14 protein-coding genes are annotated in these 15,969 nt (G+C 27.5%); 13 read left to right on the top strand and 1 reads right to left on the bottom strand.

Translation table 11 applies throughout. The features are described 5' to 3' along the window. The first annotated feature begins 376 nt into the window (after positions 1 to 376). The 13 genes from IC214_RS05950 (at position 377) to IC214_RS05890 (ending at position 14,832) form a co-directional block, all read left to right on the top strand. Positions 377 to 3,925: a diguanylate cyclase domain-containing protein gene (locus IC214_RS05950; protein ID WP_227834705.1), complete on the top strand. Its 3,549-nt coding sequence runs from the start codon at positions 377 to 379 to the stop codon at positions 3,923 to 3,925. 233 nt (positions 3,926 to 4,158) lie between these two features. Continuing rightward, on the top strand, positions 4,159 to 6,093 hold the full coding sequence (locus IC214_RS05945; protein WP_227831593.1) for a YgiQ family radical SAM protein: 1,935 nt from the start codon (positions 4,159 to 4,161) through the stop codon (positions 6,091 to 6,093). 122 nt (positions 6,094 to 6,215) lie between these two features. Continuing rightward, a complete protein-coding gene (locus IC214_RS05940; protein ID WP_227436690.1) occupies positions 6,216 to 7,211 on the top strand; it encodes an ABC transporter substrate-binding protein in 996 nt (331 codons plus the stop codon). Continuing rightward, positions 7,183 to 7,968: an ABC transporter permease gene (locus IC214_RS05935; protein ID WP_227436688.1), complete on the top strand. Its 786-nt coding sequence runs from the start codon at positions 7,183 to 7,185 to the stop codon at positions 7,966 to 7,968. The genes IC214_RS05940 and IC214_RS05935 overlap by 29 nt, the downstream gene beginning before the upstream one ends. Next, complete coding sequence (locus tag IC214_RS05930) at positions 7,956 to 8,654, top strand: ABC transporter ATP-binding protein (RefSeq protein ID WP_227866383.1); 699 nt, start codon at positions 7,956 to 7,958, stop codon at positions 8,652 to 8,654. The genes IC214_RS05935 and IC214_RS05930 overlap by 13 nt, the downstream gene beginning before the upstream one ends. Positions 8,655 to 8,774: 120 nt before the next feature. Beyond that, the gene (ybaK, locus tag IC214_RS05925; protein ID WP_227436683.1) at positions 8,775 to 9,254 is read left to right on the top strand and encodes a Cys-tRNA(Pro) deacylase; all 480 of its coding nucleotides are present in this window, start codon (positions 8,775 to 8,777) and stop codon (positions 9,252 to 9,254) included. 183 nt (positions 9,255 to 9,437) lie between these two features. Then, positions 9,438 to 10,277, top strand: coding sequence for a fumarate hydratase (locus IC214_RS05920; protein WP_227855778.1), 840 nt, complete (start codon positions 9,438 to 9,440; stop codon positions 10,275 to 10,277). A gap of 13 nt (positions 10,278 to 10,290) precedes the next feature. Further along, positions 10,291 to 10,839, top strand: coding sequence for a Fe-S-containing hydro-lyase (locus IC214_RS05915; RefSeq protein WP_227436679.1), 549 nt, complete (start codon positions 10,291 to 10,293; stop codon positions 10,837 to 10,839). A 71-nt stretch (positions 10,840 to 10,910) separates the two neighbouring features. Beyond that, positions 10,911 to 12,092, top strand: coding sequence for an NADP-dependent malic enzyme (locus IC214_RS05910; RefSeq protein WP_227436677.1), 1,182 nt, complete (start codon positions 10,911 to 10,913; stop codon positions 12,090 to 12,092). Positions 12,093 to 12,274: 182 nt separating this feature from the next. Further along, positions 12,275 to 12,538, top strand: a complete 264-nt coding sequence (locus IC214_RS05905; RefSeq protein ID WP_227866382.1) for a zinc ribbon domain-containing protein — start codon at positions 12,275 to 12,277, stop codon at positions 12,536 to 12,538. A 116-nt stretch (positions 12,539 to 12,654) separates the two neighbouring features. Continuing rightward, positions 12,655 to 13,086: a hypothetical protein gene (locus IC214_RS05900; protein WP_227824773.1), complete on the top strand. Its 432-nt coding sequence runs from the start codon at positions 12,655 to 12,657 to the stop codon at positions 13,084 to 13,086. Positions 13,087 to 13,319: 233 nt separating this feature from the next. Further along, positions 13,320 to 14,006 carry a response regulator transcription factor gene (locus tag IC214_RS05895; RefSeq protein ID WP_227866381.1) on the top strand — a complete coding sequence of 229 codons (687 nt, stop codon included), beginning with the start codon at positions 13,320 to 13,322 and terminating at the stop codon, positions 14,004 to 14,006. Between the two features lie 10 nt (positions 14,007 to 14,016). After that, entirely contained in the window at positions 14,017 to 14,832 is an 816-nt protein-coding gene (locus tag IC214_RS05890; protein WP_227866380.1) for an ABC transporter permease, read from the top strand. An 88-nt stretch (positions 14,833 to 14,920) separates the two neighbouring features. Here IC214_RS05890 and IC214_RS05885 read toward each other — a convergent pair whose 3' ends face one another. After that, positions 14,921 to 15,763, bottom strand: a complete 843-nt coding sequence (locus IC214_RS05885; protein WP_227482934.1) for a S1 RNA-binding domain-containing protein — start codon at positions 15,761 to 15,763, stop codon at positions 14,921 to 14,923. Positions 15,764 to 15,969 lie beyond the last annotated feature (206 nt).

Raw genomic sequence — 15,969 nt, 5'->3', positions numbered from 1 at the left:
AAAATTAAGTTATATTTTTAAAATATTCATTAAAATTAAAGTGTTGAAAATGAGGATATATTGAGTTTAATTTTATCTTTAAATTAAAGTGGGACAATGTTAAATAGTATCTTATCTAAGAGGAACTTAAAAAATTGATTGAGGTATTTATAAGCATGAAAAGAATTATAAGGAATTTATTAATATAAGTATTACAAAAGAGAATAATTTTTATACATCAATTAATATATAATTAAAAGAAGTGTAAAATGAAAATTTTATAGATAAATTTAACTATATGTTGTTTGATTCTAATATAGGAAGAAATAAAATATGTATAAAAATAGGAAGATATAATATAAACATATAATATATTATATGTAATGAGGATGTGAGTATGGTGAACAGACTAAAGCCAAAAATTTTAGGTATTAGTATCTTGTTTATTATTATAATTATTTTAACCTGTGGGGCTATTTTTAAGTTTAAGTTTAAATTGGATAATAAGTTGAAAGAGACCACGCATACATATTTGTCAGAATTTACGGAGCATAACATAATTAATCTTAAGACAAAACTTAGTGGTCAATTTGACATGCTTGAATCTATTGCTAGTTTTATGGGAAATTTAGATAATATAAATAATGATATGATGATTAATTTAATGGAGTCTGGAGTAAAGCGAAGTTCTTTAATTAGAATGTCTGTTTCTACACTGGATGGAAAAAGTTATTCTAATGATGGAATTATTACTAATTTAAAAGATAGAGATTATTTTAAAAAAGCTAAAAATGGAGAAAAAAACATATCAGAATCTTTAAAATCCATTATTGATAAGAAAGAAATAATAGTTTTAGCTACTCCTATCTATAAAGATGGAAAAGTAGCAGGTGTTTTAAGTGGAGCTTATGATTCAACTAAATTGAATGAATTATTAGGCTTATCTGCATTTGATAAAAAAGCACACGTTTATATTGCCAAAAAAAATGGAGATGTAATTGCTCAAAATACAAACGAAAATAGTAAAATGTTATCATGTGTATTTAAACTTTTTAATAAGGATAATTGTGAGGAAGTAAATTGTTTAAAAGTTATAAAAGAAAATATTAAAAATGATAAATCTGGATATTCTAACTATAATTTAGATAATGAGAAATTTATGTTAAATTATCAACCACTTGGAATTAATGATTGGTATATTTTTTCTGTTGTACCAAGTGAAGTAGTATATATTCAGTCAGATAATATTTCGTATGATGTATACATATTTGCATTAGAAATATTATTAGTTATATTAATTTTTGTTGTATATATAGCTTATATTATAAATAACAATACTAAGACTATTATAAATGAAAAAGAAAAATTTAAGGCACTTACTGATAATATATTAGGAGGTGTTAAAAACTGCTTAAAAGATAAATATATGACTATGACTTATGTAAGTCAGGGGTTTTTGGAACTTACAGGTTATTCTGAAGAGGATTTAGATGTAGTTTTTAAAAATAAATTTAAAAATATGATTTATAAAGAAGATGTAGACAAGGTTAATAGTATCGTTTTGAATCAATTAAAAAGACAAGATAAAATTGAAGTTGAATATAGAATTGTAAAAAAAGATGGAAGTATAATTTGGGTTTTAGATAGAAGTAAATCTATAAAAGATAGTAAAGGGAATGAGTATATACAGGGAGTCTTAACTGATATAACAGAACTCAAGAAAATACAAGAAGAATTAGACTCAAAAAGGTTTGAAATAGAGACTATCAATGATAGCATTGTTGGTGGAATAGTGATAACTGAGATAAATGATGATTTTGATAGTATATATTTAAATGAAGGTTATTTAAATATGATTGGATACACACGTAAACAGTTAGAAGATGAATTAGATAATAAATTAATCAAGCTGATTTTCAGAGATGATAGAGCTGGAATGATTGATGATATAAATAAGCAACTTAAAGTAAATGATACATTTGCATGCGAACGAAGAGTTGAAAAACGAGATGGTAGTATTATATGGATTTTATTAAAAGGAAGAAAAATAGTTGATGAAAATGGAAACTCAGTACTATGTAGTGTAATTGTCGATATTACTTCTGCTAAATTATTAGAGCAAGAGCTTAAAAAGAGTGAAGAACGTCATGAGATTATTATAAAGCAGACACAAAATATTATAGTTGAATGGAATATAGAAAAAGACCAAATGAGTATTTCTCCTAATTGGTATAATAAATTTGGTTATGACCCTATAACTGAAAATGCAACGAAAAATATAACTAAATCAGTTGATATATATCATGATGATATAGATAAGTTTATTTTATTAACTAAGCTCACTTCATCAGGAAGTGAGTATGAGGAGTGTGAGATTAGACTTAGAGTTAGAGATACCACTTATGCATGGTTTAGTATAAAAGCAACGACACTGTTTGATGATAATGGGATACCTTATAAAGTTGTAGGTAGTTTAACTGATATTGATGAATCAAAACGAGAAGCTGAAAAATTAAAAGAGAGAGCGGAAAAAGACCCACTAACAGGTTTATATAATAAAAAAGCATCACAAGCACTTATAGAAGAATATATAACATTGGATAAAAACAGACAAGGTACTTTAATGATTATTGATATTGATGACTTTAAAGGTATAAATGATAATTTAGGTCATTTATATGGTGATGCTGTATTAAGTGAAATTGCAAGTGATTTAATAAATTTATTTAGAGCATCTGATATAGTAGGAAGAATTGGTGGAGATGAGTTCATTGTTTTTATGAAAGATATTTCTGAAACAAAAGATATTATGAACAAAGCAGAGGAATTGGTCAAAACGTTTGAGAGGTCTTTTGTAGGTAAAGGATATAATTATAAAATATCTTTGAGTGTAGGGATTGCTAGATTTCCAAAAGATGGAACAGATTACATGCAGTTATTTAGAAATGCGGACATAGCTCTTTATTCAGCTAAGGGTAAAGGAAAGAATCGTTATGCCTTGTATGATAAAAAAATTGATAAAGTACAATATATAGCAAATACAAGAAATACAGATGAAAATACCAATGTAGCAAGGTCTTTTAAGGAACATATTACAAATTATATATTTGATATATTGTATGAATCAAATAATATAGAAATGGCTGTAAATTTGATTCTTGATATTGTGGGTAAACATTTTAATGTGAGTCGAGTCTATATATTTGAAAACTCAGATGATAACCTCTACTGTAAAAATACATTTGAATGGTGTAATGAAGGAATAACAGCAGAAATTGATAATCTTAAGAATATTTACTATGGTCATTTAGGCAATTATCTTTTAAATTTTAATGCAGATGGATTATTTTATTGTAATGATGTTGATAATCTCAATAGCGATTTAAAAAATTTGCTTAAAGCACAAGGGATATGTTCAATATTACAATGTAAAATTTTAGAAGGTAATGAATTTAGAGGATTTGTAGGATTTGATGAATGTTCATATAATCGTATGTGGACCAGTGATGAAGTGGATACACTGACATTTATTTCCAAGACGCTTAGTGTGTTTTTATTAAAAATGCGTATCCAAAGTAAGCTAGAAGAATCTTTAGAAGTTCAAAAGTCTGTAATGGATAACATGGACATATGGGCTTATGTTGTTGACAGAAACACATATGAACTGTTATTTATCAATAAAAAGATGCTTGAGTCAGCCCCAGATACACATGTAGGTGATTTATGTTATAAAGTACTATGGAACAATCAGAATAAACAATGTAGAAAATGCCCTATGAGTTGTTTAAAAGATGGAACTGATACTTGTAAATCATTTATGCGTAACAAAAAGTTTGGTGTAAATGTAAATATAACGGCAACAGCTTTAAAATGGTTTGATGGTAAAGATGCATGTTTAATATTTGGTAGTGAAGTAAATAGTGTTGAGTCTGAAGCAAATATTTAAATGAGCTTCTTGTAAAGATTTCCTAACTAATTGAATAAAACGTTTAAACTACTGTATTATAGATTTACTTAAAATCACAATTTTGATTTATTGAACCTAAAACGTTCATATAAATTATTTAAGTTGTGGTTTTAAGTATTTTTTGTGTTATAATTAAGCGTTAAGAACAAAATTAAAAGATACTTTTAATTTTAAGAAAGTATTTGTTAAATATACATTGAGCAGGTGATGATATGGAAAATAGGTTTTTACCAATAAGTAAACAAGATATGATAGATAGAGGATGGGAAGAGCTAGACTTTGTGTTGGTTACAGGTGATGCATATGTAGACCATCATAGTTTTGGTACAGCAATAATATCTAGAGTTTTAGAAAATGCTGGATATAAGGTAGGTATAATAGCACAACCAAATTGGAAGACGACAGATGATTTTATGAAATTAGGAAAGCCTAGACTTGGATTTTTGGTTAATGCAGGGAATATGGATTCAATGGTGAATCACTATTCAGTGAGTAAGAAGCATAGAGATAAGGATATGTATTCTCCTGGTGGAAAAATGGGTTATAGACCAGATAGAGCCACAATAGTCTATTGTAATAAAATAAGAGAAGCATATAGCGATGTTGCAATAGTAATAGGAGGAATTGAAGCTAGTTTAAGAAGATTTGCCCATTATGATTATTGGAGTGATAAGGTTAGAAAGTCAATGTTGATAGATAGTGGAGCAGATTTATTAGTTTATGGAATGAGTGAAAAGCAGATTGTGGATGTAGCTAATGCACTTAATGATGGATATGACCCCAAATATATTAGACATATTGATGGGACATGTTATGTTGCAGATACACTAGAAGAAATATACGATAACTATATATTGATTCCATCATATAAAGAAATATGTGAAGATAAAATGAAATATGTAGAGGCTTTTAAAATTCAATATGATGAACAAGACCCATTTAGAGGAAACATAATTGTTCAACCTCATGGAAGTAAGTATTTAGTTCAAAATAAGCCAGAGAAACCTCTAAATAGAGAAGAATTGGATGAAGTTTATGGATTACCATATCAAAAAACATATCATCCTGTATATGAGAAATCTGGTGGTATACCAGCTATAGAAGAAGTGAAATTTAGCATAGTAAGTTCAAGAGGGTGTTTTGGTAGTTGTTCATTTTGTGCAATAACCTTTCATCAGGGAAGAGCTGTTCAAAGTAGAAGTGAGAAATCAATTATTGATGAAGCAGTAGGAATAACAAAATTAAATGATTTTAAAGGATATATACATGATGTTGGAGGTCCAACAGCTAATTTTAGAAGACCAGCATGTAACAAACAAATTACTAAAGGTGCATGTAAAAATAGACAATGTTTATCACCATCACCATGTAAAAACTTAGATGCAGACCATAGTGAGTATCTACATTTACTTAGAGCTGTAAGAAAATTACCTAACATAAAAAAAGTGTTTGTACGCTCTGGTATTAGGTATGATTATGTAATGGCAGATAAAAATAATAAGTTTCTTAGAGAGCTAATAGAACATCATGTAAGTGGTCAATTGAAGGTGGCTCCAGAACATATATCAGAAGAAGTTTTAGAATATATGCAAAAGCCAGCAGGAAAAACTTATGATAAGTTTAGACAGAAATTTTTTGCTATAAATGAAGAATTAGGTAAAAAACAATATTTGATACCATATTTAATGTCTAGTCATCCAGGGTCTACACTAAATAGTGCCATAGAGTTAGCTGAATATTTGAGGGATACTCATTATCAACCAGAGCAAGTTCAAGATTTTTATCCAACTCCTGGGACACTGTCAACTACAATGTTTTATACAGGAATAGACCCACTTACAATGAAGCCAGTTTATGTCCCAAAATCAAAACGAGACAAAGCAATGCAAAGAGCTTTATTACAGTATAGAGCACCTAGAAACTATGACTTGGTATATTCTGCACTAGTTGAAGCTGGAAGAGAGGATTTGATAGGTTTTGGACATAGATGTCTAATAAAACCAAAGGATGAGAAACCTTATTTTAATAGAAATAATTCTAATAAAAATAAGTCTAAGTCTTCTACTGAAAATAAAAAATATAATGCAAATAATAGAAACAATAAAAAACAACAAAAAAGTCCAAGTAAGAGAAAGAAAAAATATTAAAATAGAGTGTAGGTAAATAGTAAATAAAATTATTTAAATAAGAAGGATTATTCGATAAATTAACAGAAATTAATATAAATAAATATAATTATTTTATAAAAAGTTAGTTTCGGGAGGAAGAGATGAAAAAGTATATTTATATAATGTTATCAGCAGCATTAAGTGTAATTTTTTTAGTGGGGTGTTCACAAGGACAAAATGAAAAGCCAAAAGAAGAACCAGCAGTTGTTAAAGAAGTAAAGGTAGCTGTTCCAGATGGATTGCCAGCGGTAGCAGTAGCGAAATTAGCAAATGAAAATCCAGCAATTAAAGATGGATATGAAACAATTTATAGCATTGAGAAAACACCAGAGGCAATTTCTACTAGAGTAATGAAAAAAGATGTAGATATAGCTATAGTTCCATCAAATATGGCTGCAATAGCATATAATAAAACTTCAAGTTATAATATAGTTGGTACTGTAGGTATGGGGTCTCTTTATTTAGTATCAACAGATGATATAAAGGATTATTCTGATTTAATTGGGAAAGAAGTTGGATGTACAGGGAAAGGTCTTACTCCAGATATAACAATAAGAAGTCTTTTATCACAAAAGGATATAAATCCAGCAGATATAAATTTTAATTATGTAAACTCTGCAAGTGAATTAGTACCATTATTGGCTACAGGAAAAATTACAACAGGGATTGTTCCAGAACCTGCACTTAGTGCTTTAATGTCCAAAAATCCAAATATAAAAATTATAAAAAGTTTAAATGATTCATGGAAAGAAGTAAGTGGTTCAAAGGATGGATATCCTCAATCTACATTAATTATCAAATCTGATTTTTTAAGAGATAATAAAGAATTTGTAGATTCTTTCTTAGGACAATTATCAAATAGTGTAGATTGGGCAAATAAAAATCCTGAGGAATTAGGTAAATATTCTGAGGAGATAGAAATATCTACTGAACCTAAAATAATAGGCAAAGCTCTTGAAAGAGCTAATTTAAAGTATATTCCAGTTAAAGATATGATTAATGATTACAAAAACTACTATGAAAAATTAGCTAATTTTGATGATAAGACAGTAGGAGGCAAAGTGCCAGATGAAGCAATATACTTTGTTGAAAAATAAGAAAATTAAAGAACAATTTATAGACAAATTAGAGGTAACACTTTCTTGTGTTATCCTCTTATTTTTGTGGCAAATTATTGCTTTAAAAATTAACAATGATATATTCTTGCCAACTATAAATCAAGTCTCTAGTAGTATCAAAGAAATAGCATTGAATTCTAATTTCTATATAGACATACTTTACTCAATAGGTAGATGTTTTTTTAGTTTTTTATTTGCTTTGATTTTTGCTATCATATTGTCTATAGTAGCATACTTAAGCAGGATTTTTAGAAATTTATTAAAGCCAATTAATGCTCTAGCACGTTCAATACCAACGATGATATTAGTAATACTTGCACTAATTTGGTTTAAAAAAGATACTACACCTTTTATAGTTGGGTTTACTATAGTTTTTCCAATCTTATACGAGAGTGTTTTAGGAGCAATATTGAATATTGATAAAAATTTATTAGAAATGGCAAGCGTGTATAAGATAAGGTTTATAGATAAGGTGTTGAAAATCTATTTACCAGCTATAAAATTTCAAATTATATCTATATTAGTATCGACATTTTCATTAAGCTTAAAAGTCGCTATAGCAGGAGAGGTATATAGTCAGCCTACATATGGTATTGGGACTATGATACAAACTGAAAAAATTAATTTTAATACATCTGGGATATTTGCATGGATAATTATAATAGTTTTAATATCAGTCATTTTACAAGTAGCTCAAAAATTTTTGTCAAGGAGAGCTTTTTTATGGAAAAGATAAGGTTAAGTATTGAGAATATAAATAAAAAATATGATAATCATATTATATTTAAAAATTTTAATATTGATTTTAATATAGATAATGTTAACTGTATACTTGGGAAATCTGGATGTGGAAAAACTACTCTCTTAAATATAATAAGTGGTATTATAGAAAATGATACTTGTAATTTAAATATTAAAGAAAGTTCAAATAAAATTGGGAGTAAGATAGATGTAAGTTACATATTTCAAGAAGATAGGCTAATAGATTGGCTAACTGTAGAAGAAAATATAAAGATAGTTGTAAATAAACACTACAGTAAAACTCAATTAGATAAAGTTTGTGATGAATATTTAGATTTGGTTGGAATTATTAAATATAAAAAATTTTATCCTCAGATGCTTAGTGGAGGGCTTAGGCAAAGAGTGAATATTGCTAGAGCATTTATCTATCCATCAAAGACTATTATAATGGATGAACCTTTTAAATCTATTGATGCAAAGAATAAACAAATAATAATGGATAATTTTAAAGACATACTTAAAAAAGAAAAAAGAACTGTTTTATTTGTAACTCATGATATTGAAGAAGCATTATTTTTAGCAGATAATATCTTTATTTTAGGAGATTCTCCTATGAGAATAAAAAAAGAACTAAAAAATTCTAGTGAATTGGAAAAAAATGAAGTTTTGAAGTTAATATAGAGTTATAATAATATTGTTGTTTTAAAATATAATTATTTTAACTATAATACTCTATTAAAATAGTACAGAATATTCGAAAATATGGATAATGTTCGTATTTTATAAAAAGGAAGTGAATGTATGATTAAAGTAAAAACTAATGCTATGAGAATTTTAGATTCAAACAAAATTGATTATAAGGTACTATCTTATGAAGTCAAAAGTGAACATGTAGATGGTGTAGAGGTAGCACATGATATAGGAAGAGATGTAAATGAAGTATATAAGACTCTAGTAACTCAAGGAGTTAGTAAGAGTATTTATGTATATGTAATACCAGTACATGAAAATTTAGACTTAAAAAAAGCTGCAAAAGTAGCTAAAGAAAAAAGTGTGGATATGATTCATGTAAAAGATATAAATAAGCTTACAGGATATATTAGAGGTGGTTGTTCTCCTGTAGGGATGAAGAAGCTTTATAAGACTTTTGTAAATGAAAGTGCAAAACAATTAGATACAATTATAGTAAGTGCTGGAAAAATAGGATACCAAATAGAATTATCACCACTTGATTTACAGAAACTTATAAAAGTAGAGTTTACAGATGTAATAAAAAAATAGATATTTCAGATAAAAAATTGATGACAAAAAATTATATGATTAATAAAATAAATAATGACTTAAAAATAAACATTTAACTACTATTATGTAATTGATATAAAAATATTGAGAAATTTTAAAAATGATGGTAAAGTGTAAATATGATTACGAATATTTTTTATAAAGTAATGGAGGGATGTTCGCTTGAGGAAGATAAAATCTGAACAAATTGTTGAACAAGTAAAAAAACTTTGCATAGAAGCTAGTTTATACTTAGGAGATGATGTCTTAAGCTGTATAAAAGAGAAAGCTAAAACTGAAAAAAGTGAAGTTGGAAAAAATATATTAAATATATTAGTTGAAAATGCTGAAATAGCAAAGGGAAAAAATATACCAATATGCCAAGATACTGGTATGGCTGTATTTTTTGTTGAAATAGGACAAGAGGTTTTAGTTGAAGGAGATACAATTACTGATGCTATAAATGAGGGAGTAAGACAAGGGTACGAGGAAGGATATTTGAGAAAATCTGTTGTAAGTCCAATTAGTAGAATAAATACAAAGGATAATACTCCTGCCATTATTCATTATGAAATGGTAAAAGGCGATGAAATTAAAATAGAGTTTGCTGCTAAGGGATTTGGAAGCGAAAATATGAGTAAAATGAAGATGTTAAAGCCATCAGATGGATTAGAAGGAATTAAAAAATTTATTATTGATACAGTTTCAGAAGCTGGACCTAATCCATGCCCTCCTATGGTAATTGGAGTTGGTATAGGTGGAACTGTAGATAAATGTGCTCAAATAGCTAAAAAAGCACTTTTTAGAGAACTAGGCGAATTTAATGAAGATGAAAATATTGCAAAATTAGAAAGTGAATTATTAGCCTCTATTAATAAATTGGGGATAGGACCTCAGGGGTTAGGAGGAACTACAACAGCTTTAGGTTTAAATATAGAGACTTTTCCTACACATATAGCAGGTCTTCCTGTTGTTGTAAATATAAACTGCCATGCATCAAGACATAAAAAGGTAGTAATTTAGGAGGAAAAATAAAATGATAAAGATAACTACACCTGTAAGTGAGATTGATATAGCTAAGTTAAATTGTGGAGATACAATTAGTCTAAGTGGTATACTTTATACAGCAAGAGATGCAGCTCATAAAAGATTGATAGATTGTATAAATAAAGGTGAAGAGTTACCATTCGATGTAAATGGTCAAGGTATATACTATGTAGGTCCTACTCCAACAAAACCAGGAGAAGTTATAGGAGCAGCAGGTCCAACGACGAGTTATAGAATGGATGATTTGACGATACCTCTTTTAGAGAGAGGTCTTAGATTGATGATAGGTAAAGGAAAAAGAAGTGAAGAAGTTATACAAGGTATGGAGAAGTATGGAGCAGTTTACCTTGCAGCAATAGGAGGAGCTGGTGCATACATTTCAAATTCTATAAAATCATGTGAAATTATTGCATATGAAGACTTAGGACCTGAAGCTATAAGAAAGATTGTAGTAGAAGACCTTAAACTTACAGTAGCTATAGATAGTTATGGAAATAATATCTATGAACAAGGAAGAGCAATTTATGAATGTAAATAAATTTTGAAAATTTATATAAATACTAAATATACAAAACAATTTAATTGTAAACATTTTAAGGAGGAAGATTGATGTCTAAGGATTATGCAAAATTGGCATTAGAAATGCATGAAATTAATAAAGGGAAAATAAATGTAGAAAGTAAGGTAGAAGTTAAAACTAAGGATGATTTATCAACAGCATATACGCCAGGTGTTGCAGAGCCTTGTCTAAAAATACATGAAAATCAAGAGGATGTTTATAGATATACTTCTAAAGGTAATTTAGTAGCAGTAGTTAGTGATGGAAGTGCTGTACTTGGATTAGGCAATATTGGTGCTGAAGCAGCTATACCTGTTATGGAAGGTAAATCTATATTATTTAAGCAATTTGGAGATGTAGATGCCTTTCCAATATGTTTAAAGACTAATGATGTAGATGAAATAGTTAAGTCTGTGGAATTAATGGAACCAGTATTTGGTGGAATAAATTTAGAGGATATATCTTCTCCAAGATGTTTTGAAATAGAGGATAGATTAAAAAAATCTTTGAGTATACCTGTTTTTCATGATGACCAACACGGTACCGCAATAGTAGTGGCAGCAGCAATAATAAATGCAATAAAGTTAATTGAAAACAAAAAAATAGAAGATTTAGAAATAGTTATAAATGGAGCAGGTGCTGCAGGTATAGCAATAGCAAAAATATTACTTAAAATGAATGTTAAAAATATAGTATTATGTAACAGAAGTGGTGCACTGGAAGCCAACATGGAAAGATTAAATTTGGTTCAAAAAGAAATGTTAGATGTAACTAATATAAGAAATGAAAAAGGTTCTTTGAAAGATGTTATAAAAGGTAAAGATGTATTCATAGGTGTTTCAGGTCCAAAAACTGTAACAAAAGAAATGGTTGAAAGTATGTCTGAAAAACCAATAATATTAGCAATGGCAAATCCTACTCCAGAAATAATGCCAGAGGAAGCAAAACTAGGTGGAGCGTTTATAATGGGAACTGGTCGTTCAGATTTCCCTAATCAAGTTAATAATGTTTTAGCATTTCCAGGAATATTTAGAGGGGCACTTGATGTGAAAGCTAAAGAAATAAATGAAGAAATGAAAATAGCGGCTGCATATGCAATTGCTAATACAATAACTGATGAAGAAATATGTCCAGAGTATATATTACCAGATGTATTTAACAAAAATGTAGTAAAAAATGTTGCTGAAGCAGTTAAAGAAGCAGCAATAAAGACTAAAGTAAATAGAATATAATTTTTATTTAAGAATCCAAAACTTAAGTGAGTAAATAAAATATAGACTAATAGAATTTATATATTAATATATAATTTTATTAGTCTTTTTATTGTTAATATGACATAATCATGTCATATTAATATTGCTATAATTTAAATATGGTCAAGAGCCAAAGAAAAATATACAAGGAGTGATTATATATGGAAGAAACTAGATTTTGTCAATGTTGTGGCATGCCAATGGGATGTACTAATGAATTGTATGGAACAAATAAAGATGGAAGTAAAAGTGATGATTACTGTAGTTATTGTTTTAAAGATGGTGAATTTACTGCTGATATAAGTATGAAAGAGATGATAGAAATCTGTATACCTCCTATGGTTCAAAGTAATAAAGGTATGACTGAAGATGAAGCAAGAAGTATGATGAATAATTTCTTTCCAAAATTAAAACGCTGGAAATAAGCTTATACAAAATCAATAACTCATATAAACTTCATGAAAACTTAATACTATAAACACATTAACTCTATATACTAATATTATTATATTTTATTAAATAATGTATTGGAGGAGTTAAAGTGAAAAATTTTATTGAGAAGTTGAAAAAAGCTTTTAGAGTTAAACAATTAAAAAAAATATCAAAGGTTTCAATTACAATGTATTGTTTGTCTGTCATGTTGGTTATTTATGGTATATATGTATTTATAAATTGTACTGAATACATATATACTATGCTATCTACAAAACAGTTGGCATTCACAGGAAATGAATATACTATTATAAATTATTATATGAGTAACTTTAGTCAGTATATAATATTTGCTATTTTACTTGCATCAATGGGATTTGTGATACAAAAGCTAGGGAATATGAATTTCGATAAGATGGGAATTAGTGGCAACTATTCAACAAATATTAGAAATATAAGTGATATTTTTATAGATAATAGTAAAGATAGTGAAATGTTTGATAAAGTCAGTATTGAAAATAGTATTTTAAAAAATAAATAATACAAATATATAAAATGTGATTAAAAAAAGCTTAGAATACTTAGTGTATTTTAAGCTTTTTTAATTATTAGGATTTCAAAGTATTAGATTAATGATATAAAATTATATAAAAATAATTTTAAAATATTTAAATCATTGATTTCAAGGTATTGTATTTTTAAAAGAGTAAAAATATAATAAGTTAAGTATATAATAAATGAAAAATAAAAATAAATAAAATGGAAGTGATTGAGATGAGTAGTATATTGTTGGTTGAAGATGATTTAAGCTTGATATATGGATTAGAATTTTCTATACAAAAGAGTGGCTTTAGTGTTGATATAGCAAGAACAGTAAAAGAAGCATTGCGAATGTACAAAGAAAAAAATTATGATTTACTGATTTTGGATGTATCCTTACCTGATGGTAATGGTTTTGATATTTGTAAAAAGGTAAGAGAAGTTTCTAATGTGCCAATTATATTTTTAACTGCTTCTGATGAAGAAGTAAATGTAGTGATGGGGCTTGATATGGGTGGAGATGATTACATAACAAAACCTTTTAAATTAAATGAGTTAATTTCAAGAATAAAAGCTTTACTTAGGCGTTATAATTTTACAAATGAAAATGTAACTGAACTAAAGTCAAATAGTATTACTGTTAAATTACTTGAAAATCGTGTTTTTAAAAATGAAATTGAGCTGGAGCTTACTACAGCAGAATATAAATTATTGTGCCTATTTATGAAAAATAAAAATATCATACTTACAAGAAAAAATATATTGGACAAGTTATGGGATGGAAATGGTAGTTTTGTAGATGATAACACTCTGTCAGTATATGTAAGAAGGCTTAGAAATAAGATTGAAGATAATCCTGAAAATCCAAAATTTCTATTAACATTTAGAAGAATGGGTTACAAATGGAATGTTATAAAGTGAGGGTGTTAATATGAAGATATTTTCTAATAAAGACATAAAAATATTTTTTTGGGTTATTATATCCGTTTTATTGATGTTTATAGTAGTAGGTCAAATAGTAGTTGTAAATATAACCAATGATTATAAAAGAGCATTGGTAGAACATGATTATAATATAGCTGGATACTTACATAGTATGGGTGTTGATAAATCAAAAATACCAGTAGTATTCACTACTAATGAAGATAAATATATTGGAAATATTATAACATCTGAAAATACTTTTACAAATGTAACAGGTATGAAAGACTATGTAATAATTGATACTCAAGTTGATGAAGATGCTCCTGGAAATTTAATTCAAAATATAAGAAGTGTACTAGATGATAATTTAGAGGTTCGAGATAAGCGACAAGGTAACTTAGAAGCTAGAAATTCATTTTACACTATGGCAATTTTTGTATATGGGTTTGTATTTATAATTGCCATTATAAGTATGTTTAATATCATAAACAGTATGAATATAAGTGTTACAAGTAGAATAAATTACTATGGTATTATGCGTGCAATAGGCATGTCCAATAAGCAATTAAGAAAAATGGTAATAGTAGAGTCAAGTACATATGCTTTAAGTGGTTGTTTACTGGGGAGTGTACTTGGATTAATATTACATAGGTATATATTTGTATCTTTAGTAACATTAAAGTTTCATATAGAGTGGCAAATACCTTTTGATTTGCTGTTTATCATTGTGGTAACTATGATAATAATAACTTTACTTTCAGTAAGAAAACCAATTAAAAAGATTTGTGAACTAGACATAATAGATGTAGTAAATGCACAATAAATATAGGTAGTAACCTAAATAAAAAATCGAAGTAAATATGAAATAGAAAATATCTTTCATTTTTACTTCGATTTTTGTGTTATATAATTTATTTTAAATAAGTTCCATCTTCATCTTGATAAATTAAATCTTTCTTCATAAGTACTCCAAGAGCACGTTTGAAATTTTTCTTACTTGAATTAAATAAGATAGAAATATCTTTAGGGTCAGATTTATCATTAAATCTCATATATCCATCTGAACCTTCTAAATAGCTTAAAATTTTATTTTCTAAGGTATCAAGTTCATCTTTTCTGTTTCCTCTAGGAGAAAGCCCTAATTTACCATCATCATATATTTTTATAACATGTAAATTTTCAAGAACATCTCCAGCTTTTAATTCTGTAAAGTATTCATTATGAAGGATTACACCAGCATATTTATTGTCAACACATATCATAGCAGAGTTATTGGTTTGGAACCCATATACAACTCCATTTACCATATCTCCTACATTGTAAGTATGGTCTGTTTCTAAATATGAATCTATGTCTGTAGTAGCAGCGATTCTTCCGCTTTTATCCAAATATATATAAAATAAATATTTTTCATCTCTAAACAATGGATAGGTCTTAGATTTAAAAGGAACTAGTATGTCTTTTGTAAGCCCCATATCTATAAAAGTACCAATGTCAGTGTTATCAACCACTTTTAGATAAGCAACATCTCCAACTTTAGCTAAAGGAGGTATTAAAGTTGCAGCAGTTCTGTCATCAGAATCTTTAAATATGAAAGCATCTACTTCATCGCCTATATTTATTTCATTTTTTCCTATTAATCTATTGTGAAGAAGCACATCATCCTTGGTGTTATTAGTTTGTCCATCTAGGAAATATCCAAATTCTGTTTTTCTTTTTACTATAAGTTTATTAAAATCACCTATTTTTATCAAATTAAAATCATCCTCTCATTTTATATTTACAATTTAGTTATACTACTCTTATGTAGTAGTGTTTCACAGTATATATATTAGTATTAGTGAAATTTATAATAAATAATGTAATTATTCATGCATTTTCAATTATTTAGCTTCTTATATAGTATAAACTCCAATTTCTTTTTTGTCTTTAGATTTCCCTAAAATTTTTACAAAATAAG

This window comes from Clostridioides sp. ES-S-0190-01 (assembly GCF_020658275.1).
Classification (GTDB): Bacteria; Bacillota; Clostridia; order Peptostreptococcales; family Peptostreptococcaceae; genus Clostridioides.
This window is presented reverse-complemented; position numbering and strand designations above follow the sequence as displayed.

What these genes read in the sequence shown, in the direction of transcription:
- IC214_RS05950 (WP_227834705.1), top strand. Translation starts at nt 377, where the DNA reads ATGGTGAACAGACTAAAGCCAAAAATTTTAGGTATTAGTATCTTGTTT.
- IC214_RS05945 (WP_227831593.1), top strand. Translation starts at nt 4,159, where the DNA reads ATGGAAAATAGGTTTTTACCAATAAGTAAACAAGATATGATAGATAGA.
- IC214_RS05940 (WP_227436690.1), top strand. Translation starts at nt 6,216, where the DNA reads ATGAAAAAGTATATTTATATAATGTTATCAGCAGCATTAAGTGTAATT.
- IC214_RS05935 (WP_227436688.1), top strand. Translation starts at nt 7,183, where the DNA reads ATGAAGCAATATACTTTGTTGAAAAATAAGAAAATTAAAGAACAATTT.
- IC214_RS05930 (WP_227866383.1), top strand. Translation starts at nt 7,956, where the DNA reads ATGGAAAAGATAAGGTTAAGTATTGAGAATATAAATAAAAAATATGAT.
- ybaK (WP_227436683.1), top strand. Translation starts at nt 8,775, where the DNA reads ATGATTAAAGTAAAAACTAATGCTATGAGAATTTTAGATTCAAACAAA.
- IC214_RS05915 (WP_227436679.1), top strand. Translation starts at nt 10,291, where the DNA reads ATGATAAAGATAACTACACCTGTAAGTGAGATTGATATAGCTAAGTTA.
- IC214_RS05910 (WP_227436677.1), top strand. Translation starts at nt 10,911, where the DNA reads ATGTCTAAGGATTATGCAAAATTGGCATTAGAAATGCATGAAATTAAT.
- IC214_RS05905 (WP_227866382.1), top strand. Translation starts at nt 12,275, where the DNA reads ATGGAAGAAACTAGATTTTGTCAATGTTGTGGCATGCCAATGGGATGT.
- IC214_RS05895 (WP_227866381.1), top strand. Translation starts at nt 13,320, where the DNA reads ATGAGTAGTATATTGTTGGTTGAAGATGATTTAAGCTTGATATATGGA.
- IC214_RS05890 (WP_227866380.1), top strand. Translation starts at nt 14,017, where the DNA reads ATGAAGATATTTTCTAATAAAGACATAAAAATATTTTTTTGGGTTATT.